Raw genomic sequence first — 23,331 nt, 5'->3', positions numbered from 1 at the left:
GCCGGCCAACGGCACTGTGCCGCACGCATATCGAAAGCATATCTGATCGTGAGCGGACCGGCACGTTGCCGTCCAAAATTGAACTGCCCGGATCGGGCCGTAGTGGAGAGAGAGACGATGACGGAGTTGACGCCATCTGTGACGACGGGTTTTGTGCCGGCCGCGCAGACGAAAGCGGCCAACAAGAAAACCGATCATCTCCGAACCACCACCGGCTATGCAGCGCATGGCCTCTACGATCCGCGCAACGAGCATGACGGCTGCGGCGTCGGCTTTATCGCCCAGATGAAGGGCATCAAGTCGCACCAGATCGTCAAGGACGGGCTGTTCATGCTCGAGAACCTCACGCATCGCGGTGCTGTGGGCGCGGACCCGCTGGTCGGCGACGGCGCCGGCGTGCTGGTGCAGATCCCCGATACGTTCTTTCGCGAGGAATTGGCCAAGCAGGGCATCGAACTGCCGGCGGCAGGCCAGTACGGCGTCGGCCATTGGTTCATGCCGCAGGACGCGGCGATGCGCGACCACATCGACGACATCATCCGCGAATCGGCGCAGTCGGAAGGGCTGCCGCTGATCGGTTTCCGCGACGTGCCGGTCGACAATTCGTCGCTGTCGAAGGCGCCCGAGATCGTCGCCGCCGAACCTCATCACCGCCAGGTGTTCATCGGGCGCACGCCCGACATCGACGATGACGAGGAATACGAGGCCCGCCTTTATCTGCTGCGCAAGGTCATTTCCGGCCGCATCTATGCCGAGAACGCCAACAAGGACATTGGCGCCTACTGCGTGTCGCTGTCGGCGCGCACTGTCGTCTACAAGGGCATGTTCCTGGCCAACCAGGTCGGCGTCTATTACAAGGACCTCAACGATCCGCGTTTCGAGACGGCGCTGATCCTCGTCCACCAGCGCTTTTCGACCAACACCTTCCCGTCGTGGAAGCTGGCTCATCCGTACCGCATGGTCGCCCACAACGGCGAAATCAACACGGTGCGCGGCAACAACAACTGGATGGCGGCGCGCCAGGCTTCGGTCGACAGCGAGCTGTTCGGCAACAATATCTCCAAGCTCTGGCCGATCTCCTATGAGGGGCAGTCGGACACGGCCTGCTTCGACAATGCGCTCGAGTTCCTGTTCCAGGGCGGCTACAAGCTGGCGCACGCCATGATGATGCTGATCCCGGAAGCCTGGGCCGGCAACAAGTCGATGGATGCCGACCGCAAGGCGTTTTACGAATACCACGCCGCACTGATGGAGCCGTGGGACGGCCCGGCAGCGGTGTGCTTCACCGACGGCCGCCAGATCGGCGCCACACTCGACCGCAACGGCTTGCGTCCGGCCCGCTACATCGTCACTGACGATGACCGGGTGATCCTGGCCTCGGAGGCCGGTGTGCTGCCGGTCGCCGAAAAGCACATCGTCAAGAAGTGGCGCCTGCAGCCCGGCAAGATGCTGCTGATCGACCTGGTCGAGGGCCGCATCATCTCGGACGAGGAGATCAAGTCCGAGATCGCCACCAAGCATCCCTACAAGAAGTGGCTGGCCAACACCCAGCTGATCCTTGAAGAGCTGAAGCCGGTCGAGCCGCGTGAGCTGCGCAAGGACGTCTCGCTGCTCGATCGCCAGCAGGCCTTCGGCTACACCCAGGAAGACACCAAGCTGCTGATGTCGCCGATGGCGACGACCGGCCAGGAAGCCGTGGGATCCATGGGCACCGACACGCCGATCTCGGCGATGTCGGACAAGGCCAAGCTGCTCTACACCTATTTCAAGCAGAACTTCGCCCAGGTCACCAACCCGCCGATCGATCCGATCCGCGAGGAGCTGGTGATGAGCCTGGTGTCGTTCATCGGCCCGCGCCCGAACATCTTCGACCTGGTCGGATCCTCGCGCCGCAAGCGGCTCGAGGTGCGCCAGCCGATCCTGACCAATGCCGATTTGGAGAAGATCCGCTCCATCGGCCACACCGAGGACCGGTTCGACACCAAGACGATCGACATCACCTATTCGGCGGCCGAAGGGGCTGCCGGCATGGCGGGTGCCATCGAGCGGCTGTGCGAGCGCGCGGAAGCCGCGGTCGCCGGCGGCTACAACATCATCATCCTGTCCGATCGGCAGATCGGGCCTGATCGCATCGACATCCCGACGCTGCTGGCAACCGCTGCCGTCCACCACCACCTGATCCGCAAGGGCCTGCGTACCTCGGTCGGCCTCGTGGTGGAATCGGGCGAGCCGCGCGAAGTGCATCACTTCTGCTGCCTGGCCGGCTACGGCGCCGAGGCGATCAACCCGTATCTGGCCTTCGACACGCTGACCGACATGCACAAGCGGGGCGAGTTCCCGCCTGAGGTCGACGGCTCGGAAGTCGTCGGCCGCTATATCAAGTCGATCGGCAAGGGCATCCTCAAGGTCATGTCCAAGATGGGCATCTCGACCTACCAGTCCTATTGCGGCGCTCAGATATTCGACGCCATCGGCCTGAAGACCGACTTCGTCGAGAAGTACTTCACCGGCACCGCGACCAACATCGAGGGCGTCGGCCTGGAGGAAATCGCGGCCGAGACCGTCAGCCGCCACGAGGCTGCCTTCGGTCCCGACCCGGTGCTGCGCAATGCGCTGGAAGTCGGCGGGGAGTATATGTACCGCATGCGCGGCGAGGCCCACATGTGGTCGCCAGACGCGGTTGCATCGCTCCAGCATGCCGTTCGCTCAGGTTCGTGGTCGACCTTCAAGGAGTTCTCGGCGCAGATCGACAGCGAAACGGCGCGTGCCCAGGCCATCCGCGGCATGTTCCACATCAAGCCCGCGGAAGAGAGCGGGCGCAAGCCGGTTTCCATCGACGACGTCATGCCGGCAGCCGAGATCGTCAAGCGCTTCTCGACGGGGGCGATGTCCTTCGGCTCGATCAGCCGCGAGGCGCATTCGACGCTCGCCATCGCCATGAACCGGATCGGCGGCAAGTCGAACACCGGCGAAGGCGGCGAGGAGCCGGATCGCTATCTGCCGCTGCCCGACGGTTCGGTGAACCCGGAGCGTTCGGCGATCAAGCAGGTGGCCTCGGGCCGCTTCGGCGTGACGACCGAATATCTGGTCAACTCCGACATGATGCAGATCAAGGTCGCCCAGGGCGCCAAGCCCGGCGAGGGGGGCCAGCTGCCTGGCCACAAGGTTGACGCGACGATCGCCAAGACCCGCCATTCGACGCAAGGGGTCGGCCTGATCTCGCCGCCGCCGCACCACGACATCTATTCGATCGAAGATCTGGCGCAGCTGATCTACGACCTGAAGAACGTCAACCCGGCGGCCGACGTTTCGGTCAAGCTGGTGTCGGAAGTCGGCGTCGGCACGGTTGCGGCGGGTGTCGCCAAGGCGCGTGCCGATCACATCACGATCTCCGGCTATGACGGCGGCACGGGCGCTTCGCCGCTCACCTCGCTCAAGCATGCCGGCAGCCCGTGGGAGATGGGCCTTGCCGAGACGCACCAGACGCTGGTGCTGAACGGCCTGCGTTCGCGCGTCGCGCTCCAGGTCGACGGCGGCCTGCGTACCGGCCGCGACGTCGTCATCGGCGCGCTTCTGGGCGCCGACGAATTCGGCTTCTCGACCGCGCCGCTGATCGCGGCGGGCTGCATCATGATGCGCAAGTGCCATCTCAACACCTGCCCGGTTGGCGTCGCCACCCAGGACCCGGTGCTGCGCAAGCGCTTCAAGGGCACGCCCGAGCACGTCATCAATTACTTCTTCTACGTGGCGGAAGAGGTGCGCGAGCTGCTGGCCAAGATGGGCTTCACCCATCTCGACCAGATCATCGGCGACGCGGACCTGCTTGAGAAGCGCGAGCTGATCAACCACTGGAAGTCGCGCGGGCTGGACTTCTCCAAGGTGTTCTACAAGCCGGACGCGTCTCGCGAGGCGTCGCACTGGACCGAACGCCAGAAGCACCCGATCGACGACGTGCTCGACCGCAGGCTGATCGCAGAAGCCAAGCCGGCGCTCGAAGCGCGTCAGCCGGTGAAGATCGAAGTCACGATCCGCAACGTCGACCGTTCGACGGGTGCGATGCTGTCGGGCGAGGTCGCCAAGCGCTTCAAGCACAAGGGCCTGCGCGAGGACACGATCTCGGTCAAGCTGACAGGCACCGCCGGCCAGTCCTTCGGCGCGTTCCTGGCACGCGGCATCTCTTTCGAACTCGTCGGTGACGGCAACGACTATGTCGGCAAGGGCCTGTCGGGTGGCCGCATCGTCATCCGGCCGTCCGAGGATTCCAAAATACTCGCCGAGGAGTCGATCATCGTTGGCAACACCGTGCTCTACGGTGCGACCGAGGGCGAGTGCTACTTCCGCGGCGTCGCCGGCGAACGCTTCGCCGTGCGCAACTCGGGCGCGGTCACCGTCGTCGAGGGCGTCGGCGACCATGGTTGCGAATACATGACCGGCGGCGTCGTCGTCGTCATCGGCAAGACCGGGCGCAACTTCGCGGCCGGCATGTCCGGTGGCGTGGCCTATGTGCTCGACGAGGACGGCGATTTCGCCGAACGCTGCAACATGGCGATGGTCGAGCTCGAACCGGTCCCCGAAGAGGACGACATGCTCGAAAAGCTCCACCATCATGGCGGCGACATCGCCCATATGGGCCGTGTCGACGTCTCGGGCGACATGACCCGCCATGACGAAGAGCGGCTGGTTCAGCTGATCTCGAACCATATGCACTACACCGGTTCGACCCGTGCCAAGCAGATCCTGGACGACTGGGCGAGCTACCGACCCAAATTCCGCAAGGTCATGCCGGTGGAGTACCGCCGCGCGCTGATCGAGATGGAGCGCATGAGGATGAACGTCGCGGCGGAGTGACCGCGACCGTCCGGCCGGCGCGGCGCCCACAACGGGTGCTGCGCCATCGCATGCTTCATTTGAAGTGGTGGAATGAGACGCCCGCGCCGAGAGGCTGGGCATGACTGACGAGAGTTACGATGGGCAAGGTTACAGGTTTTCTCGAGATCGACCGGCAGGTGCACAAGTACCAGCCGGCTTCCGACCGCATTCGGCATTTCCGTGAATTCACGCTGCCGATGTCGGACAAGGAAGTCGAAAAGCAGGCCGCGCGCTGCATGGATTGCGGCATCCCGTTCTGTCACGGCCCGACGGGTTGTCCAGTGCACAACCAGATCCCCGACTGGAACGATCTGGTCTACAATGGCGACTGGGACAATGCGATCCGCAACCTGCATTCGACCAACAACTTCCCCGAATTCACCGGCCGCATCTGCCCCGCGCCTTGCGAGGAAGCCTGCACGCTGAACCTCGAGGACATTCCGGTCGCCATCAAGACGGTCGAGCAGGCGATTGCCGACAAGGCCTACGAGACCGGCTACATCAGGCCCTATCCGCCGGAAAAGAAGACCGGAAAGAAGGTGGCTGTCATCGGCTCGGGTCCCGCCGGCATGGCGGCGGCCCAGCAACTCGGCCGCGCCGGCCATGACGTCCACGTCTATGAGCGCGAGAGCCGTCCCGGCGGCCTGCTGCGCTTCGGCATCCCGGACTTCAAGATGGAGAAGCATTATATCGACCGCCGCGTCGAGCAGATGGCAGGCGAGGGCGTGACCTTCCATTGCGGCGTCAATGTCGGCGTCGACAAGAAGGTCGGCGAACTGCTCGCCGAATTCGACGCCGTGCTCTATTGCGGCGGCTCCGAGACGCCGCGTCCGGCGGGAATCCCCGGCGACGATCTCCTGGGCGTGCATGACGCGATGCCTTATCTCGTCCAGCAGAACAAGCGCGTCGGCGGCGAGGACATCCAGTCGGTTGCCTGGCCGTCCGAGCCGATTGTCGCTGGCGGCCAGCACGTCGTCGTCGTCGGTGGCGGCGACACCGCATCCGACTGCGTCGGCACGGCGTTCCGCCAGGGCGCGGTCCGCGTCACCCAGCTCGACATCCGGCCGCAGCCGCCGGAAAAGGAAAACAAGCTCGCCGTGTGGCCCTATTGGGCGACCAAGATGCGCACCTCGTCGTCGCAGGCCGAAGGCGCGCAGCGCGAGTTCCAGGTGGCGACGCTGGAGTTCATCGGCGAGGAAGGCCAGCTGACCGGCGTCAAGTGCTGCGAAGTCGACGACAAGCGTAAGCCGATCCCCGGTACCGAGTTCGTCATCCGCGCCGATCTCGCCTTCATCGCCATCGGCTTTGCCGGTCCGATTTCCGGCGGCCTGGTCAAGGAACTTGAAGGCAAGCTCGACATCGCCACCGACAGCCGCCGTTCGACCAACGTTTCGGCCAACGAGCAGGACTACAAGACCAATGTCGACAAGCTCTATGTCGCCGGCGACGTGCGCCGCGGCCAGTCGCTGGTCGTCTGGGCGATCCGCGAAGGTCGCCAGGCCGCGCAGTCGATCGACCTGGCGCTGATGGGCTCGAGCGTCCTGCCACGCTGACGACGGTTCGGCCGAAACAAAAAGGCGCCGCGAGGCGCCTTTTTCATATCTGGGGATTTGCAAGCCTACCGCTTGATCGCGGTCGTCGTTTCAGTGCCCTGCGCTGTCGGCAGCGGCTTGGGCGGCCAGGAGAAATCATCGGCGCGTCCAGGCGGAGCCGCAGGCGCTATTCCCTGCACGGCGAGCTTCTCGCCGGGCGAGCGCGGATCGCCTTTGGGTGCCGCCTGCGCGCCCATCAACTCGGTGCCGCCATCGAGCTCGGGATCGGAAAGCGAGACCGGCACGGTGCGGTCGATGTTGACCGGCACGTTGAGCTCGCCGGGGGTCGCCTGCGGCAGGCTCGCCGGAACGACGGTCTCCGTCCCTTGCGGTGTGATGCCGAGCAGCTTGTTGAGCGGCTTTTCGGCAAAGAAGGCGAGCTTGCGCTTGCCGGCGCGGGTGACGTTGATGCCGTCGTCGGAACGCAGCCGCACCGGCTGGCCGTTGATGTCGGGTCCCGAGGTGACGAAAGCGCCGTTCTCATCGACGAAACCGTCCCAGACATCGACGAACTCGCTGCCGGCGGCCTCGGTCGCGGCACGGTAGATGTCGTTGAAGGCCAGCATGTCGGTGCTCATCTTCGACGATTTGAACGCCGGCATGCCGACCCACAGGAACGGAACCTTGGTCTCGGCGATGGCCTTGGCGAGCTTTTCGGTGCGCGCGGTGTATTCCTTGGTCCAGCCCGGGCTCATCGGAGGCTCGCGATTGTCGGCGACCCGCATCTGCTGGCGGTCGTTGGAACCCATCATGACGATGACAGCGGCCGGCTTTTCCTGTTCGATCAGTGCCTTGGCCTGCTCGGGCCAGTTGTAGTGGTCCTCGCGCACGAAGCCCGACGACCCATTGGTCCTGTCGATAACGCGGATCTTGGCGTTCTCGGCAAAGACGGTGCCCAGTCCTTCGGCAAGACCGCCCCCGAGGAAGTCGCCGATGACCAGCACGACACGTGCGTCGGATGCCTTCTCGATCACAGGCACGGCGGGCTCGGCAGGACGGCTCACATTGCCGACAGTTGCCTTCGGCTTGCGTGGCGTCTTGCGGATCTTCTTGCGCGGCTGGCCCTGCGGCTGCTCAAGGATGTACGGGTCAACGCGCGGCTCGCGGCGCGGCATGAACAGGTCGCGCAGCGACCAGCGCCGCAAGATGCCTTCCTGGGCAATGGCCGGGGAGGGCATCGTGCTCGCAATGGCGGTCAACGCGACCGCCACCGCGACCAGCGGCATCGTCAGGCGCAGAGCGAGTTTTCTCGAAAGACGCGACGATGCCAACAGCAACCTCCGATTGCTAATTCCGCCTCAGCCATTTGAGCACTTCCATGCTCGGATGGCCGTCCTGCGTCAAGCCCAGCTGTGCCTGGAAAGACTTGATCGCCGAGCGCGAACCCTCGCCGATCTTGCCGTCCGCCTTGCCGTCGTAATAGCCATGCGCCGACAGCCGCTTCTGCAACTCCTGCTTCTCTTCGAAGCTGAGCTTGGTGAAGGGGCGCTTCCAGTCCTGGACCAGACCGCCATAGCCGGCGATTTCGTCGGCAAGAAGGCCTACGGCCAAAGCATATTTGTCGGCGTTGTTGTAGCGCTTGATGACCGAAAAATTCTTGGTCATCAGGAAGGCTGGACCGCCGCGGCCGTCCGGCACTTTGAGGGTTGCCACATCCGAGCCGCGCTTGAAGGCCTTGCCATTGGCGCGTTCGACGCCGAGCGAAGCCCACTTGTCGAGCGTCAGAGAGCCGGTCGGGAACTTGCGGCCCTCAGGCAGCACGACCTCGTAGCCCCAGGTCTTGCCACCCTGCCAGCCGTTCTTCTTCAACAGGTTGGCGGCGGTGGCGAGCGCGTCGGGTATCGAGTTCCAGATGTCACGCTTGCCGTTGCCATCGGCGTCGACGGCATAGGCCTGGTAACTGGTCGGGATGAACTGGGTGTGGCCCATGGCGCCGGCCCACGAGCCCACCAGGTGGCTTTCGTCGATGTCGCCGCGCTGAAGGATCTTGAGCGCCGCGATCAGCTGGGTCCGGGCGAACTTCGCGCGCCGCTGGTCGCCATAGGCGAGCGTCGAGAGCGAGCGCACGACATTGCGCATCACCTTGTCGTTCTTGAGAATCTCGCCGTAGTTCGATTCCATCGACCAGATGGCAAGCAGGATGTAGCGGTCGACGCCATAACTGGCCTCGATACGGTCGAGCCACGGCTTCCACTTGCGGGCCATCTCGCGGCCGACCGTAATCGATTGGTCATGGACGCGATTGTCGAAATAATCCCAGACGGGCGCGGTGAATTCGGGCTGGAAGCGGGCCTTTTCCAGCACTTCGGGGTCGGCCGAGGTCACGCCGCGAAAGGCGCGGTCGTAGGTCGAGCCGGAAATCCCGTTGTCTGCGGCGACTGAGCGGAAGCTCGCCACCCAGCGCTGGAAGCCGGCTTCGGCCGCCGCTGGGCCGGCAGGCAGCATCAACGCCAGCGAAAGGCCGGCGATTGCAGCGGCGCTGGCGAGGCCTTTGGCGGTCTTGCGAAGGGGCATTCTTTCCTCCTTGGAGAGATCAGAAATACGATTCATCGCCGATGCCGGTTATCAATCAGTTTACCATAGCCCCCTTGGGGAACGAAAAGCGGCTTTGGCGATTGTTTCCCGACTGGCTAGGACAATCAAGATCGCGTGATCGCTGCTCTTGTCCGCTGCCGGCGAATATGTGAACGCATTCAGTATTCATCAATTCGGGTGTGGCAGTATCCCTGCCCGATACTCGCAATCTTCCATCGGATGACCAAGCAATGAAAAGAGTTCGCAAGGCAGTTTTTCCGGTCGCGGGCCTCGGCACGCGTTTTCTGCCTGCCACCAAGTCGATTCCCAAGGAAATGCTGACGGTCGTCGATCGCCCAGTGATCCAATACGTGGTCGATGAGGCACGCGAGGCGGGAATTGAACACTTCATCTTCGTCACCGGCCGCAACAAGGCAGTTATCGAAGATCATTTCGACGTCCAGTTCGAACTTTATGACACGCTGGTACAGCGCGGCAAGAACGAGCAGCTGGAGCGCCTGCAGCGCCTGCAGCCAGGCCCTGGCCAGACCTCGTTCACCCGCCAGCAGGTGCCGCTCGGCCTTGGCCATGCGGTGTGGTGCGCGCGCGAGCTGGTCGGCGACGAGCCCTTCGCATTGCTTCTGCCCGACATGATCATGCAGTCGGAAAAGAGCTGCATGCGCGAGATGGTCGAGCTCTATGCCGAGACCGGCAACAACATCATCGCCGTGCAGGAATGCGACCCTGCCGAGGCGCACAAATATGGCATCGTCGGCAAGGGCAAGGCTGTCCACACCGGCTTCGAGATCGAAGGCATGGTGGAAAAGCCGAAGCAGGGGACGGCGCCTTCGAACCTCTTCATCAACGGCCGTTACATCCTGCAGCCGGAGATCTTCGACATCCTGGCCAAGCAGGAGCGCGGCGCCGGCGACGAGATCCAGCTTACCGATGCGATGCTCAAGCTCGAGAAGCAGCAGTCCTTCTACGGCTACCACTATCGTGGCCGCACCTTCGATTGCGGCTCACCGGAAGGATTCGTCGAGGCCAACGTCGCCTTTGCGCTGTCGCGCACGGATATCAACGAGCGCATGGCGGGTGTCATCGAGGGCCTGCTCAACGAGATGAAGCCGGGTCGCTGACTTCGCTTCAGATGTCGCCCGCGCGCCAGGTTTGGACGCGCGGGGCGATGGCCATCGGCGTCAGTGCCGTGTAGACATCTCCTGCCAGGTGCCCGCAGCGATGCGGGAGAATCGGGAACACGGTGAAAATCCGTGGCGTGCCCAACGCTGTAAGAGGGACCGCATCGGCAAAAGCCACTGTTCGTTGAACGGGAAGGCGCCGAAGGCGGGTTGAACTCGAGCCAGAAGACCGGCCCGGCAGAAATCGTCCATCGCATGGTCAAGCGGCGGAAACCGATTGCTCGCCAGGGGACACGCGATGCCGGCCGACCATACCCATGCCAGTTCAGGCTGTTTCGACACGGCAGCGCAGGATGCCGTCTACCGCGCCATCTTCACGAGGCGCGACGTGCGTAGCCATTTCCTGCCCGACCCGCTCGACGACGAGGTACTGGCGCGCCTGCTGATGGCAGCCCATCACGCGCCGTCGGTGGGTTTCATGCAGCCGTGGAACTTCATTGTCATCCGCGATCTTCAGCGCAGGCAGAAGGTCCGCGACCTGTTCCTGGCCGCACGCCAGCAGGAACTGCCCCATATCGCCGAGGAGCGGCAGGCGCTGTACCGCAAGCTCAAGCTCGAGGGCATCTGCGAGAGCCCGCTCAATCTCGTGGTCACCTGCGACCGCAGCCGCTCGCAGAACTCGCCGCTGGGGCGATGGCACAATCCCGAAATGGACCTCTACAGCACCGTCTGCGCGGTGCAGAATTTCTGGCTGGCGGCGCGGGCCGAAGGCGTCGGTGTCGGCTGGGTCAGCATCATCGACCGCGAGGCGCTCAAGCAGGTGCTAGCCATTCCCGAACATGTCGTGCCCGTCGCCTATCTCTGCGTCGGCCGGGTCAGCGAGTTTGCGCTGCGGCCTGATCTCGAACGGCATGGCTGGGGCAGCCGGCTGCCGCTTGCGGAACTGGTCATGAGCGAGATCTTTGGCGGCGATGGCGAGAGCGGGTTGAAAGAAACCGTCACTGGCCTGTGCGCTGGTCGAACCGCGGCTTGACGTGGCTGGTGACGGCGGACCTCGATGCCCCCTTGTCGGTTCTCGTCCGCGTCTGGCTTCTTTCGCGTCTCGGCATAGATTCCCGACGCTCGTTCCTCGCTCGCGAGGTCGGGACTGACAGTTTGCAGGGAGTGCTTTCGCAAGAGTCCGCATGGGATTCCCTTTGGCGAGTGCGTGTAGAGCGATCGCCCGCTTCTACGCACCGTCGGTTCAAGCTATTCTAAAAGAGCTGGGGCGGAGGATTTGCATCATGGCGAAGCTCGTTTTTGGAATGAACCAGTCCTTGGACGGCTACGTCGACCACATGGCGTTTGGGCCAAGCCCAACGCTTTTCCATCACTTCATCGAGCAGGCGCGCGACCAGGTGGGTAGCGTGTACGGTCGCCATTTGTACGAGGTCATGCGCTATTGGGACGAGGATCATCCCGAGTGGGACGCGGCGAGGCGCGACTTTGCGGCTGCCTGGCGGAGCCAGCCGAAGTGGGTCGTGTCGCGCTCTTTGAAGTCAGTCGGCCCCAACGCCACGCTTGTCGACAATGACATCGAGGCGACGATACGTGGGCTCAAGGCTCAGATCGTCGGGGAGATTCAAGTTGGCGGACCAGACTTGGCACGAAGCCTAACCGACCTTGGTCTTGTTGATGAGTATCGCATCTACCTCCACCCCGTCGTGCTCGGTCGCGGCAAGCCATTCTTCGCCGGCCCGCGGCCCCGGCTCCGCCTTGTGGCCAGCGATCCAATTGGCGAGGACGTGATCAGGTTGACGTACGCTCCTGCTTGACCTCGAGACGGACTGCGCCGATGCGTCAGGTCCGCTTTGGGCTCGCTGTTGGCTACCCAAACCTGTGGTTCGACAGGCTCACCACTTACCATGAGGATTTTGGGCTGCGTCTCCCGCAAGGAGGGGCACCCCTAGCGCTGCACCCTCAGCCCGACGAAGACGCTGTTGGTCTTGCTGTCGCGGCCGGACAAGGTGCTGTCGAAGGTTTCGTGGCGTAGCCTGCCGGTGAGGCCGGCATAGCGGTTGAGCCACCAGGTCAGGCCCGCCTCGGCGCTCAGCCTCAGTTCATGGTCGTCCCTGCCGGCATAGTCTCGCCAGCCCATGCCGGCCGCGGCAAAGCCGGTGAGGTTGGCGCGGATCTGGCGTTCGACGCTGAGGCGACCGGAATAGAGCACCGAGCCGCTTTCGCCCGGTGTCGTCGAGCCTTCGACCAGGGTGGTTCCGTTGAGCGCGACGATGGTGCCGCGCATCGGCGACCAGCGGAGATCCGCGGCGATCGTCGCCGCGGAGATGGTTTCCAGCCGGTCGTCGTCGAAATCCTCGGAGAGCCAGCCTGCGGAAATCTCGCCGCCGAATTTTTCGCCCATGTCGAGTTCGACGCCGGCACGGGCGCCGATGCGGTTGGAGGAGCGCTCGAAGCCGGCGGTGTCGAACCGGAGGTCGTGGACGCGGCGGCCATATTCGATTTCGCCGAAGGGCGTCAGCGCCGGCGAAATCTCGTAGCCGGCACGGAAACGCCCGGCATAGAGCGTAGAGTTCCTGTCTTCCTGCGAAAGCGTAGTGCCGTCCGACAATTCGGCGTCGCCGTAACTTTCCCTGGTGGCTTCGCCTGTCACGGCGAAGCGGAATTTACCGACATCCTTCTCCAGGCCGACGCTGCCGTCGATGGTGTGGCGCACCGGGCGCGAGGCGGTGTCGACGATCACCACCGGCGAACTCGCCGATTCCGGGCGGATGTCGTAGCCGAGGGAGGCTATGGCGCGGATATCGTCGGCAAAGTCGAGCTGCAGGCGGCCGTCGATGCCGGCTTCGGTGTCCTTGACCTCCTGGCCCGAGACGGATTTGCGGAAAATGCCGTAGGCGTCGATGGTCGCCGAGTGGTTGTCCCAGTCCGAGGCCGCGTTCAGGCGCAGCGTGGTTTCCGACAGCACTGCCGACTTGCCGTCCGAACTCGAATCGGCGTTGGAGGTGGCGGTGACGCCCTGTTCGAGACTCGGCTTGAGCACGAAGGTGCCGAAGCGGATGCCGGTCGGCTCGAACGGATTTTCGTCCGGCACCGGCCTGCGGCCCTCGATCGCTCCCTGGCGTTCCGATTCCGGTCCGTTTTCTTCCTCGGTCAGCGAATCGACGGTCCCTTGGCGCACCGTGCCGGTGCTCAGATCCTCGTCCGGCTCAGGCGCGGCCGTCCTTGGAGTAGCTGCCCGTCCGGAGGCGGCAAGCCTTTCGCGCGCTTCCCTGGCGCGCTGGATCGCGGTCGTCGGCGGACGAATGGAAGATCTTGCGCCGGTAGCGGCCGCATCTGCGTTTGGCGGCTCGCTGAACAGTTCGTCCGAGATCGTCGGATCGGTCTGCTCCGGCAAGGCGCCCGGACTGATGGGCTGGTAGGTGGCGGCCTGGTCCTGAACTTCGGGCATGGCCTGCTGGGCCGGTCGCCTGCGCAACAGGCCGGCGGTGTCGCCCTCGCTGATCGCGCCCCGCAGGCCTGCTTCCTGGGCATGCACCGGCAGGGCGCAAAGCAGGGTTGCCGCGCTTGCCGTTGCCAGCAAGAAACGCAATCCCGCACCGCTCATCCGCCTGTTTTGCCCTGGCCTGACCTGCGCCATCTTCACCACTGCTTCGCCGACGCATGAGCGCCGCACTTACCAACTGGTAAATCGCCATGGTTAACGGAGCGTTTCCGGCTGCCGCCGCAGGCCGCCCCGCAGGGCGGATAATCATGGACAGGGGCCGTGCGACGCGCTAACGCATGCGCCATGCACGCTGGATCGCTGAAAAAAGAGCCGGACCGGCAGGCGTCGATCGCCTCCGCGCTCCGCACCGTCGCCACCGAGCAGGTCGGTATCGCCGCGCTTGCGGCCGCGCTCGAAGGGCCGCTGGCGGAGCCCTTCGCCCGGGCCGTGTCGATCCTCGGCCAGCTGAACGGCCGCGCCATCATCACCGGCGTCGGCAAGAGCGGCCATATCGGCTCCAAGGTGGCCGCAACCTTGGCATCCACCGGAACTCCAGCCTATTTCGTCCATCCTTCCGAAGCCATCCATGGCGATCTCGGCATGATCACCAAGGACGACGCCATCGTCGCCATCTCATGGTCGGGCGAGACGGCGGAACTCAAGGGCATCGTCGGCTATTCCCGGCGGTTCTCGATCCCGCTGATTGCTATCACTGCCGGCGACACGTCGGCACTGGCGCGTCAGGCCGATGTCGTGCTGTCGTTGCCGCGCACGCCTGAAGCCTGCCCGCACGGGCTTGCGCCCACCACCTCTACGCTGCTGCAGCTCGTCGTCGGCGATGCGCTGGCGGTGGCACTGCTTGAGGCGCGGGGCTTCACCGCCGACCATTTCCGCACCTTCCATCCCGGCGGCCAGCTCGGCGCCAGCCTGATGCCGGTCGGCGACCTGATGCATAAGGGTGACGAAATGCCGATCGTCGCGATCGGCACCAAGATGCCCGAGGCGGTGAAGACGCTGTCCAAGAAGCGTTTCGGCTGCGTCGTCGTCGTCGACGAGCAGGGCAGGCTTGCCGGTATCGTCACCGATGGCGACCTGGCGCGCAATCTCGACCGCAATCTCGCCGAGACCAATGTCGAGGACATCATGACCCGGCAGCCGAAGACGGTGCCGCCACAGATGCTGGCGGGCACGGCGACGGCGATGCTCAACGAGCACAACATCAGCGCCATCCCCGTGGTCGAAGGCGACAAGCCTGTCGGCATCGTCCACTTCCACGATCTTCTGAGGATCGGCGCGGCCTGAGCCGCGCCAGCGCTTCACACCGGTTCTACGACAAGCTCCAGGTCGGTGTCGGCGGCAGCGGTGACGCGTACCTGCGTGCCCACGGGCAGGTCGGGGCCTGACACTCGCCACATCGTGTCGCCGAGCTTGATGCGGCCGCGGCCTTCCTTGATCGGCTCGGTCAATGTCGCGGTGCGGCCGATCATCTGGGCGCCGCGCCGGTTGAGCAGCGGCTGGTCGGAGGGGTCTTCGCGGTCGCGGACGATCTTCTTGCCGATGTAGGCAGAGGCGAGGGCGAGCACGAGGAAGACCAGGACCTGGACCTGCCAGCTCCAGAACGCCACATCCCAGAGCAGCAGCGAGGCCGAGCCGACGATCAGCGCGGCAATGCCGATCCACAGCAGGAACACGCCCGGCGCGAAAATCTCCAGGCACAGCAGGATGAAGCCGAGCAGCATCCAGTTCCAGGGACCGAGTTCGGCAACGATGCTTGCGATCATGTGCGGTTCCTCAATTCACCCAGGCCCGGCTTGCCGGCTCAGTTCTGCTCGGGCGGAATCCTGGGCGTGCGCGAGGCCTGGCGTTGCGCTCCGGCGGTGCCGCCGTCGCGGAACACCTCCTTGGCGATCTCGCCGATGCCGCCGAGCGTGCCGATCAGCGACGATGCCTCCATCGGCATCAACACCACCTTGCTGTTCGATGCCGAACCGATCTTGGCCAGCGCCTCGGTGTATTTCTGGGCGACGAAGTAGTTGATCGCCTGGACGTCGCCCTTGGCGATGGCTTCCGACACCACCTGGGTGGCGCGGGCTTCGGCTTCGGCGGCGCGCTCGCGGGCCTCGGCGTCGCGGAAGGCGGCTTCCTTGCGGCCCTCTGCTTCCAGCACCTGCGCCTGCTTCATGCCCTCGGCTTCGAGGATCTGGGCACGCTTGTTGCGTTCCGCCATCATCTGTCGGCCCATCGACTCGATGAGGTTCGCCGGCGGGTTGATGTCCTTGATCTCGACGCGGGTGATCTTGATGCCCCAGGGGTGCGCCGCTTCGTCGACGACACGCAGCAGCCGCTCGTTGATGGCGTCGCGGTTCGACAAAAGCTCGTCGAGGTCCATCGAGCCCATCACGGTGCGGATGTTGGTCATCGTCAGGTTGAGGATGGCGTTCTGCAGGCCGGCCACCTGATAGGCGGCCTGCGGAGCGCTGAGCACCTGATAGAAGGCGACCCCGTCGACGGCGACCATCGCGTTGTCCTTGGTGATGATCTCTTGCGTCGGCACGTCGAGAACCTGCTCCATCATGTTCATCTTGGCGCCGATGCGGTCGATGAAGGGGATGATCAGGTTGAGGCCGGGCGTCAGCGTCTTGGTGTAGCGGCCGAAGCGCTCGACCGTGTAATTGTAGCCTTGCGGGACGGTCTTGATGCCGGCAAACAGCAGCAACAGAACCAGTACGACAAGGACCGGAATGACCACGTCGAAGCCGCTGAAGTCCATTCGAAACACCCCCGCAAGTTGAGCGCGCGATTCACAAGTCGCGCCGCATGCGCAAAAAGACTTAAGGGCGTTTCGGCGGCGTTACAACAAGGGAACCGCTAAATGCTGCCGGCTCAGCGCCGGAAGCCGAACAGGCCGGCGTCGGTATCATCGTTGCCGCACAGGGTGGCGCTGACGATCTCGGCGGCAATGCGCGAATAGGTGATGCCATTGCCGCCATAGCCCATCACGGCGTGGATGCGCGGCTGCCGGGGAAGTGTCCCGATATAGGGTAGACCTGTCGCGGTGGTGCCGAACGAGCCGGTCCAGGCGAATTCCGGCGTGGTGTCGAGTTGGGGCAAGAGCCGCTTCAGCTTGGCGGCGATGCGATCCGATTTTTCGGCGATCAGCGCATCGCGACGCGCCTCGTCGGTGAACTCCTCGTCCTCGCCGCCGCAGATGACCCGGCCGTCGGACGTCGCGCGCAGATAGAGGTACGGATCGGACGCTTCCCAGATGAAGGCGGCGCCCGGCCAGAGCGCGCGTTTCTGCGGCCGCGTGGCGATGGCCCAGGTCGAGATGACCTGGTGATCGGTCCCCGCCTGGAAGCCAGCGACGAGTTCGTAGCCAGTGGCGAGTACCGCATGACTTGCGGTGATCGTCGGGCCGTCTCCGGTGGTGACCGTCACCTCGTCGCGGCTGGTGGCAATGCCGGTGGCCTCGGCCGGTGCGTAGAAGCGCGCCTTGCGCTGGCGCGCCGTCAACAGCAGGCCTGCGGTCAGCTTGCGCGGGTCGAGCGCCAGATTGCCCTGGCTCAGGATCGCGCCGTCGCGTGCGATGCCAAACCGTTCGCGCAGTTCAGCCTTGGGCAGATAGGTCGCATGGATGCCGGCAAGCCGGCGCGCAGCCGCCTCGATGCGCAAGCTGTCCGCATCGAGCACGTCGCCGGCAAGGTAGAGCGATTGCCTGGTCTCGACGTTGCAGTTGATGCCGAGTTCGTCGATGCGCGACTTGAGGTTCATCACCGCTAGCCGGGATCGCCGCCAGGCGCGCTCGGCGCGGTCCTTGCCGATGCGTTGCGCAAGCTTGGAGAGCGGCTGGTCGATCTCATATTGCACCAGCGCCGTGGTTGCCGAGGTCGAGCCCAACAGCGGGCCGCGGCGGTCGATGCAGACCACGGACATGCCGGCATCCGTCAGCGCTTCCGCCACCATGGCGCCGCTGATGCCCATGCCGACAATGGCGACGTCCGCCTTGATGTCGCGGACGAGCCTGCCGGTCGCAACCGTCGGCGCGCGGTAGGCGTACCAGACGGGCCGTCCGGTCCTGAGGTCGAGCTTGCGGGTCACGAGTAGCGGGTCTCCCTGGCCCGCGTTCAACGCCGCGCGCCGGTGGAGGTTCCGCCCTTTGCTGTCAGACCCAGCCCGACAGTTCGCGCCGGGTGATCGCCTCGATCACGGCCATGCCTTCGGCGCTGTCGTTGAGGCAGGGGATGTGGGAGAAGTTCTTGCCGCCGGCATGGTGGAAGATCTCGGCGTTCTCGCCGGCGATCTCCTCCAGCGTCTCGATGCAATCGGACGAGAAGCCTGGATTGACGATGGCGATCGACTTCACGCCTTCCTTGGCCAGCCGCTCGACCGTCTTGTCGGTGTAAGGCTGCAGCCATTCCTGCGCGCCGAAGCGCGACTGGAAGGTGGTCATCAGCTTCTTGTCGCTCATGCCGAGGCGTTCGCGCAGCAGCCGCGTCGTCTTCACGCAGTGGCAGTGATAGGGGTCGCCGCGCTCGAAATACGGCTTGGGGATGCCGTGGTAGGAGGCGAGAATCACCTCCGGCTCGAAGTCGAGCGAAGCCAGATGCTGTTCGATCGAGCGCGCCAGCGCCTCGATATAGACCGGCTCGTCGTAGTAGGCAGGCACGGTGCGCACCGACGGCATGGCGCGGATTTTCATCAGCGCTCGGAACAACTGGTCGCTGGCGGTCGCGGTCGTCGTCGCCGAGAACTGCGGATAGAGCGGGAACATGACGATGCGGTCGCAGCCCTGGGCGATCAGCTTGTTGACCGCGCTTTCGGTCGAGGGACTGCCGTAGCGCATTCCCCAGTCGACGACGACGTGGGGCAGGTCGCGCAGGGCTTCGGAGAGCTTTTCCGCCTGGGCGCGGGTGTAGGTGCGCAGCGGAGATTCGTCGCGTTCGGTGTTCCAGATCTTCTTGTAGTTCTCACCCGATTTCTTCGGCCTCGTGTTGAGCACGATACCGTAGAGGATCGGGTACCACAGAACCTTGGGCATCTCGATGACGCGCGGATCGGACAGGAACTCGCGGAGATAGCGCCACATCGACTTCTTGTCGGTGCCGTCGGGGGTACCGAGGTTGACCAGGAGGACGCCGACCTTGCGCTTGAGCACCGACGGGTGGCCGTTGGGGAACGGGCCGGGCGCCTTGGCTGATTTTTCGTCGATGGTCGTGGTCAGGTTCATTCGGTGTCTCCGTTATGCGGGATACCTAGTTGAATGGTGCCGCTGTTCAATGTCGCGTCTGGCCGCACCCGGCAAAGGAGCGATTAGAGAATAGTGAGTAGGGAATAGAGGGGGCGGTTGAGCCAACAGGCTCGTGCGCGCCCAAGGGTACTGCCCGACTATTCGCTACTCACTATTCCCTATTCGCCAATCTCCAAAAGCGAAGCCCGCCCGGTTTGCCGGGCGGGCTTGTTGGGACAGGTCAGCCCTATCAGTTCGTCGACGGGATCGAAAGCGTTCCGCCGATGTGCAGATCCTTGGCCCGGGTGTCGGGATTGGCGTCGGCGATCGCCTGCCACTTGGTGGGGTCGCCGAGATAGGTCTTGGCGAGATCCCAGAAAGTGTCGCCGGCGGCGATGGTGTGCGTCTTGCCACCTGCGGCGCCGGCTGCCGGTTCCGCTGCTGCAGGTGCTGTCGCCGCCGGTGCCGCTGCGGCGTCGGCGGGCTTGGCCGGCTCGGCTGCCGCAGGGGCAGGTTCGGCCGGCTTTGCCGGTTCGGCGGGGGCGGGTGCTGCGGCGACCGTCGCCGCGATCTCGGTGATGCGGCCGTCGAGCTTGGGCGTGAAGGGCCGGTTCTTGGCGAGATAGTCGGCGACTACCTGCTCCAGGCTCGGACCGTAGTCATAAGCGTTGGCGCCGTTGTCGGCGAACAGCTTGTAGCCGTCGCCGCCCTGGCGGACGTAGTTGTTGGTGGCGACCATGTAGACCTTGGCTTCGTCGATCGGCTTCCAGGCGCCCCCGTCCATCACCTCGACCGACTTGATGCGGCCGGCATTGGCCGCAACCGACTTGTCGAAGGAGTATTTCAGGCCGGCGACCTGCGGGAACTTGCCCTTGCCTTCCTCGATTTCGCTGACGCCGGCCTCGAGCGAGGCGACGATGTCCTTGCCGGAAAGCTGGAAGGTGGCGAGCGTGTTCTGGAACGGCAGCACGGTCAGCACTTCGCCCATGGTGACGACGCCCTGGTCGATGGAGGCGCGGATGCCGCCGCCGTTCTGGAAGACGATGGTGACGCCCTGGTCCTTGACCCGGTCGAGGATGGCGTCGGAGATCAGGTTGCCCATCTCGCATTCGCGGGCGCGGCAGCTTTCGCGGCTGCCGTCGATCATCGCGGTGGTCTCGGCGACCTCCTTGTTCTTGAGCTCCTCGATAGGTGCGCCGAGCTCCTTGATGCGGGCAAGCACGGCCTCGTCGGGCTTGATCGAGTTGTCGAGATAGATCGGGTCGCCCTTGGCTTCCTTGACGACACCGTTGTCGTCGAAGGTGACGGTGAACTCGCCGAGGTATTTCGAGTAGGAGGCGGCCTGGGTGACCGGAACCTTGTAGCCCTCGGGGTTGTCGATCATCGTCGGGTAGGGCCCTTCGGCCTTGGCGTCGGTGTTCGACAGCAGCGAGTGCGAATGGCCGCCGACGACCACGTCGACGCCGGGAATCTTGGCGATCATCTCCTTGTCGCGGGGATAGCCGACGTGCGTCAGGGCGATGATCTTGTTGACGCCCTCGGCCTTCAGCTTCTCGACTTCGGCGGTGATGTTCTTGACGTCGTCCTCGATGGCGATATTGGGGCCGGGAGAGGCGACTTCCGGCGTATCGTTGGTGACGGCGCCGACGATGCCGATCTTCTGGCCGCCGACTTCGAGCACCAGCGACGGCTTGATGCGGTCGCCGACCTTGGACTGCGCATTGGGATGCACGTTGGCGGAGAGCACCGGGAACTGGATCTTTTCCAGGAACGGCACCAGCGCCTCTTCGCCGTCGTCGAATTCGTGGTTGCCGACGGTCATGGCGTCGAACTTCATCTGGTTCAGGAATTCGGCTTCTGCCGCACCCTTGTAGGTGGTGTAGAACAGCGAGCCCTGGAAATTGTCGCCGCCGTTGAGCAGCAGGACGTTCTGGCCTTCGAGCTTCTTGCGCTGGTCGGCAATCGCCGTCACCAGGCGCGCTGCGCCGCCGATGCACTCGCCCTTGCCCTCTTCCTCGGTCGAGCAGGTCGATTCAAACTTGTTGTTGCTCTCAATGCGGCTGTGCCAGTCATTGATGTGCAGAATGGTCAACGTGTAGTCGGCAAATGACGGTGCGGCGGAATAACCGAACGCCGAAGCCGACAAAGCCGCAATGGCAGCCAATCTCTTCATGTTGAAATCTCCCGAATGACCCCCGCGAGACGTTTAGCGTCTTCGCTTGACCGGAATGTTACACATTCCTTGGCGCCATGTTCACATTCCGATTTTTCGGATGCAAGGGAGAATCGAAGGCTGCAAGCCGGCTCAACTGACTTGCCGATTGACGTCGCCGGCCGATGAACTGCCGCGGGGCTTTTGGCGAGCCGGAGCTTCAGGAGAGGCGTTGCGCCCACCTTGGCGGGCGCAACGTCTGAATCAGGCCGAGCGCCTGGTCAGGGTGAACTGCTGGCCGGCAGAGCTGGTGCAGTTGAGCTGGTTGGCCGAGATCAGCAGGCAGTTGAAGCTGATCGGCGACTGGCGGATCAGCGAGGTGCCGTTGATCTGAACCGAGTTGGCGCCGGTCAGGATGTAGGTGCCATCGGAAAGCTTCTGGCCGGTGTCGGTGGCGACCGTCTGGAATGCGCCGCTGGCGAAGGTCGAAAGACCGGTGCCCTTGGCGTCCAGCCATGAGCCTTCCACGCCGGACGGCGCTGGCCTGGAGCCCCCGCCCGAACCGCCGCCGCTGGTCGAACAGCCGGCAATCGCGGCCGCAAGCAGGGCAAGCACTCCGGCCGAAGCAATTTTGCGCGAAGTCGTCATCAAGTAATCCTCTCCTCAGTCCGCCTGACTTCAATCGCCCGATTTGGCGATGAAGGCAAGGGCAGGGCGGTAGGGAGTAAGGCAGTAGGAGAATATGCCAGCAGGTTCCTTGGTGCCCTACTGCCTTATTCCCCTACCGCCCTATTCCCGTATTCCTTACCGGACCAGCACGTTGCGGAACTGCCAGGGATCGTCCTTGTCGAGATCCTCCTCGAACAGGCCGGGGCGGCCTTCGAGCGGCGTCCAGTCGGTGTAGTAGCCCTTGACCGGTCCGAGATAGGGCAGCTGCACTTCAAGGCAGCGCCTGTAGTCGGTTTCGTCGGCCTCGACGATGCCGGCTTCGGGGTTCTCGAACGCCCAGACCATGCCGGCGAGCACTGCCGACGAGACCTGCAGGCCGGTCGCGTTCTGGTAGGGCGCCAGCTTGCGCGCCTGCTCCAGCGACAGCTGCGAGCCGAACCAGTAGGCATTCTTGTCGTGGCCGTAGAGCAGCACGCCGAGCTCGTCGATGCCGTCGACCAGTTCGTCCTCGTCGAGGACGTGGTGGACAGGCTGCGGCTTGCCGGCGGCGCCGAACATCTCGTGCATCGACAGCACCGCGTCGTTGCAGGGATGATAGGCATAGTGGCAGGTCGGCCGGTAGGTCACCTTGCCCTTCTTCGAACGCACGGTGAAGAAGTCGGAGATCGAGATCGCCTCGTTGTGGGTGACAAGGAAGCCGTATTGCGCGCCCGGCGTCGGGCACCAGGTGCGGACGCGGGTGTTGGCGCCTGGCTGTTCGAGATAGATCGCGCCCTTGTTGCCATGCTTGAACTTCTTGGCATTCTTGGGCTTCCACTTCTCGTGCGTGCCCCAGCCGAGTTCGGACGGCTGCAGGCCTTCGGAGATGAAGCCCTCGACCGACCAGGTGTTCCAGAACACGTTCATCGGCTTGGGGTTCTTGGTGCGCTGGGTGTCGCGCTCGGCGATGTGGATGCCCTTGACGCCGGCCTTCTTCATCAGCGCGGCCCAGCCTTCGCGGTCGTGCTGCGCCGGCTCCTCGAATTCGATGCCGAGGTCCCTGGAAAGGTTGACCAGCGCCTGCTTGACGAACCACGAGACCATGCCCGGATTGGCGCCGCAGGTGGAGACCGCAGTCGTGCCGCCGGGATGCTTGCGCCGTTCGGCCAAAAGCGTCTCGCGCAGCGCATAGTTGGTGCGTTCGTCATTGCCGGCGTTGTTGTCGAAGTAGAAGCCGAGCCATGGCTCGATGACGGTGTCGACATAGAGCACGCCAAGCTTGCGGCAGAGATGCATGAGGTCCACCGAGCCGGTGTCGACCGACAGGTTGACGCAGAAGCCCTGGCCGCCGCCATTGGTCAGCAGGGGAGTCAAAAGCTCCTTGTAATTGTCCTTGGTTACCGCCTCCTGGATGAATTTGATGCCGCGCTCATCCGCGAGCTTACGGTTTTCGTCGCTGGGATCGATGATCACCATGCGCGACTTGTCGAACTTGAAATGGCGTTCGATGAGGGGGAGCGTTCCGCGACCGATCGAGCCGAAGCCGATCATCACAACAGGGCCAGTAATCTCACCATAAACGGGCCATTTTTCATTCGCCATTTTTTATGGCACTCCTTCTCACACTAAAAGAGCCGGGCCCCGATTGACCCGGCTTCAACGGCTAAACCATACATGCTTGTCACAATAAAGCGAATCCCCCGGCC

At 64.1% G+C, this 23,331-nt stretch carries 16 protein-coding genes and 1 riboswitch; of the genes, 6 read left to right on the top strand and 10 right to left on the bottom strand.

The genetic code is table 11. The features are described 5' to 3' along the window. The first annotated feature begins 117 nt into the window (after positions 1-117). Together gltB and WHT83_RS23140 are read left to right on the top strand one after the other, a co-directional pair. On the top strand, positions 118-4,848 hold the full coding sequence (gene gltB, locus WHT83_RS23145; RefSeq protein ID WP_406872505.1) for a glutamate synthase large subunit: 4,731 nt from the start codon (positions 118-120) through the stop codon (positions 4,846-4,848). Positions 4,849-4,967: 119 nt separating this feature from the next. Beyond that, positions 4,968-6,422, top strand: coding sequence for a glutamate synthase subunit beta (locus WHT83_RS23140; protein ID WP_108607081.1), 1,455 nt, complete (start codon positions 4,968-4,970; stop codon positions 6,420-6,422). Between the two features lie 65 nt (positions 6,423-6,487). Here WHT83_RS23140 and WHT83_RS23135 read toward each other — a convergent pair whose 3' ends face one another. Together WHT83_RS23135 and WHT83_RS23130 are read right to left on the bottom strand one after the other, a co-directional pair. Next, on the bottom strand, positions 6,488-7,732 hold the full coding sequence (locus WHT83_RS23135) for a DUF459 domain-containing protein (protein ID WP_406872504.1): 1,245 nt from the start codon (positions 7,730-7,732) through the stop codon (positions 6,488-6,490). Positions 7,733-7,748: 16 nt separating this feature from the next. Continuing rightward, on the bottom strand, positions 7,749-8,975 hold the full coding sequence (locus tag WHT83_RS23130; RefSeq protein WP_183264230.1) for a lytic murein transglycosylase: 1,227 nt from the start codon (positions 8,973-8,975) through the stop codon (positions 7,749-7,751). A 251-nt stretch (positions 8,976-9,226) separates the two neighbouring features. On the opposite strand from WHT83_RS23130, the gene galU reads away from it, so the two are divergent. From galU to WHT83_RS23115, 3 genes are all read left to right on the top strand, one after another. Then, positions 9,227-10,114, top strand: coding sequence for a UTP--glucose-1-phosphate uridylyltransferase GalU (gene galU / locus WHT83_RS23125; RefSeq protein WP_108607083.1), 888 nt, complete (start codon positions 9,227-9,229; stop codon positions 10,112-10,114). Positions 10,115-10,183: 69 nt separating this feature from the next. Continuing rightward, a riboswitch (cobalamin riboswitch) is annotated at positions 10,184-10,367 on the top strand. Between the two features lie 45 nt (positions 10,368-10,412). Continuing rightward, the gene (bluB, locus tag WHT83_RS23120; protein ID WP_406872503.1) at positions 10,413-11,147 is read left to right on the top strand and encodes a 5,6-dimethylbenzimidazole synthase; all 735 of its coding nucleotides are present in this window, start codon (positions 10,413-10,415) and stop codon (positions 11,145-11,147) included. A gap of 250 nt (positions 11,148-11,397) precedes the next feature. Further along, on the top strand, positions 11,398-11,928 hold the full coding sequence (locus WHT83_RS23115) for a dihydrofolate reductase family protein (RefSeq protein WP_406872502.1): 531 nt from the start codon (positions 11,398-11,400) through the stop codon (positions 11,926-11,928). Positions 11,929-12,059: 131 nt separating this feature from the next. Here WHT83_RS23115 and WHT83_RS23110 read toward each other — a convergent pair whose 3' ends face one another. After that, entirely contained in the window at positions 12,060-13,694 is a 1,635-nt protein-coding gene (locus WHT83_RS23110; protein ID WP_406872501.1) for an outer membrane beta-barrel protein, read from the bottom strand. Between the two features lie 207 nt (positions 13,695-13,901). Between WHT83_RS23110 and WHT83_RS23105 the strand changes: the two genes are divergently transcribed. After that, entirely contained in the window at positions 13,902-14,900 is a 999-nt protein-coding gene (locus tag WHT83_RS23105; RefSeq protein ID WP_108607085.1) for an SIS domain-containing protein, read from the top strand. Positions 14,901-14,914: 14 nt separating this feature from the next. Here the strand turns inward: WHT83_RS23105 and WHT83_RS23100 are convergent, their stop codons facing one another. The 7 genes from WHT83_RS23100 to WHT83_RS23070 form a co-directional block, all read right to left on the bottom strand. Beyond that, positions 14,915-15,379: an NfeD family protein gene (locus WHT83_RS23100; RefSeq protein WP_183264235.1), complete on the bottom strand. Its 465-nt coding sequence runs from the start codon at positions 15,377-15,379 to the stop codon at positions 14,915-14,917. A gap of 38 nt (positions 15,380-15,417) precedes the next feature. Continuing rightward, complete coding sequence (locus WHT83_RS23095; RefSeq protein WP_108607087.1) at positions 15,418-16,368, bottom strand: SPFH domain-containing protein; 951 nt, start codon at positions 16,366-16,368, stop codon at positions 15,418-15,420. Positions 16,369-16,481: 113 nt separating this feature from the next. Next, complete coding sequence (locus WHT83_RS23090) at positions 16,482-17,696, bottom strand: NAD(P)/FAD-dependent oxidoreductase (RefSeq protein WP_406872500.1); 1,215 nt, start codon at positions 17,694-17,696, stop codon at positions 16,482-16,484. A 64-nt stretch (positions 17,697-17,760) separates the two neighbouring features. Further along, positions 17,761-18,825, bottom strand: a complete 1,065-nt coding sequence (hemH, locus tag WHT83_RS23085; RefSeq protein WP_406872499.1) for a ferrochelatase — start codon at positions 18,823-18,825, stop codon at positions 17,761-17,763. A 250-nt stretch (positions 18,826-19,075) separates the two neighbouring features. Further along, complete coding sequence (locus WHT83_RS23080) at positions 19,076-20,998, bottom strand: 5'-nucleotidase C-terminal domain-containing protein (RefSeq protein WP_183264239.1); 1,923 nt, start codon at positions 20,996-20,998, stop codon at positions 19,076-19,078. 243 nt (positions 20,999-21,241) lie between these two features. Then, positions 21,242-21,625 (bottom strand): hypothetical protein, encoded by a 384-nt coding sequence (locus tag WHT83_RS23075; RefSeq protein WP_108607091.1) that lies wholly within the window; start codon positions 21,623-21,625, stop codon positions 21,242-21,244. Positions 21,626-21,781: 156 nt separating this feature from the next. Beyond that, the gene (locus WHT83_RS23070; protein WP_406872498.1) at positions 21,782-23,227 is read right to left on the bottom strand and encodes a homospermidine synthase; all 1,446 of its coding nucleotides are present in this window, start codon (positions 23,225-23,227) and stop codon (positions 21,782-21,784) included. Between the last annotated feature and the right edge of the window lie 104 nt (positions 23,228-23,331).

It is taken from the genome of Aminobacter sp. P9b (genome assembly GCF_045345995.1).
GTDB lineage: Bacteria > Pseudomonadota > Alphaproteobacteria > Rhizobiales > Rhizobiaceae > Aminobacter > Aminobacter niigataensis.
Note: the sequence above shows the minus strand (reverse complement) of the source record. Positions and strands in the feature narration are given on the sequence as shown.

What these genes read in the sequence shown, in the direction of transcription:
- WHT83_RS23100 (WP_183264235.1), bottom strand. Translation starts at nt 15,379, where the DNA reads ATGATCGCAAGCATCGTTGCCGAACTCGGTCCCTGGAACTGGATGCTG.
- WHT83_RS23080 (WP_183264239.1), bottom strand. Translation starts at nt 20,998, where the DNA reads ATGAAGAGATTGGCTGCCATTGCGGCTTTGTCGGCTTCGGCGTTCGGT.
- WHT83_RS23140 (WP_108607081.1), top strand. Translation starts at nt 4,968, where the DNA reads ATGGGCAAGGTTACAGGTTTTCTCGAGATCGACCGGCAGGTGCACAAG.
- WHT83_RS23075 (WP_108607091.1), bottom strand. Translation starts at nt 21,625, where the DNA reads ATGACGACTTCGCGCAAAATTGCTTCGGCCGGAGTGCTTGCCCTGCTT.
- hemH (WP_406872499.1), bottom strand. Translation starts at nt 18,825, where the DNA reads ATGAACCTGACCACGACCATCGACGAAAAATCAGCCAAGGCGCCCGGC.
- WHT83_RS23105 (WP_108607085.1), top strand. Translation starts at nt 13,902, where the DNA reads ATGCACGCTGGATCGCTGAAAAAAGAGCCGGACCGGCAGGCGTCGATC.
- galU (WP_108607083.1), top strand. Translation starts at nt 9,227, where the DNA reads ATGAAAAGAGTTCGCAAGGCAGTTTTTCCGGTCGCGGGCCTCGGCACG.
- WHT83_RS23095 (WP_108607087.1), bottom strand. Translation starts at nt 16,368, where the DNA reads ATGGACTTCAGCGGCTTCGACGTGGTCATTCCGGTCCTTGTCGTACTG.
- WHT83_RS23130 (WP_183264230.1), bottom strand. Translation starts at nt 8,975, where the DNA reads ATGCCCCTTCGCAAGACCGCCAAAGGCCTCGCCAGCGCCGCTGCAATC.
- gltB (WP_406872505.1), top strand. Translation starts at nt 118, where the DNA reads ATGACGGAGTTGACGCCATCTGTGACGACGGGTTTTGTGCCGGCCGCG.
- WHT83_RS23070 (WP_406872498.1), bottom strand. Translation starts at nt 23,227, where the DNA reads ATGGCGAATGAAAAATGGCCCGTTTATGGTGAGATTACTGGCCCTGTT.
- bluB (WP_406872503.1), top strand. Translation starts at nt 10,413, where the DNA reads ATGCCGGCCGACCATACCCATGCCAGTTCAGGCTGTTTCGACACGGCA.
- WHT83_RS23115 (WP_406872502.1), top strand. Translation starts at nt 11,398, where the DNA reads ATGGCGAAGCTCGTTTTTGGAATGAACCAGTCCTTGGACGGCTACGTC.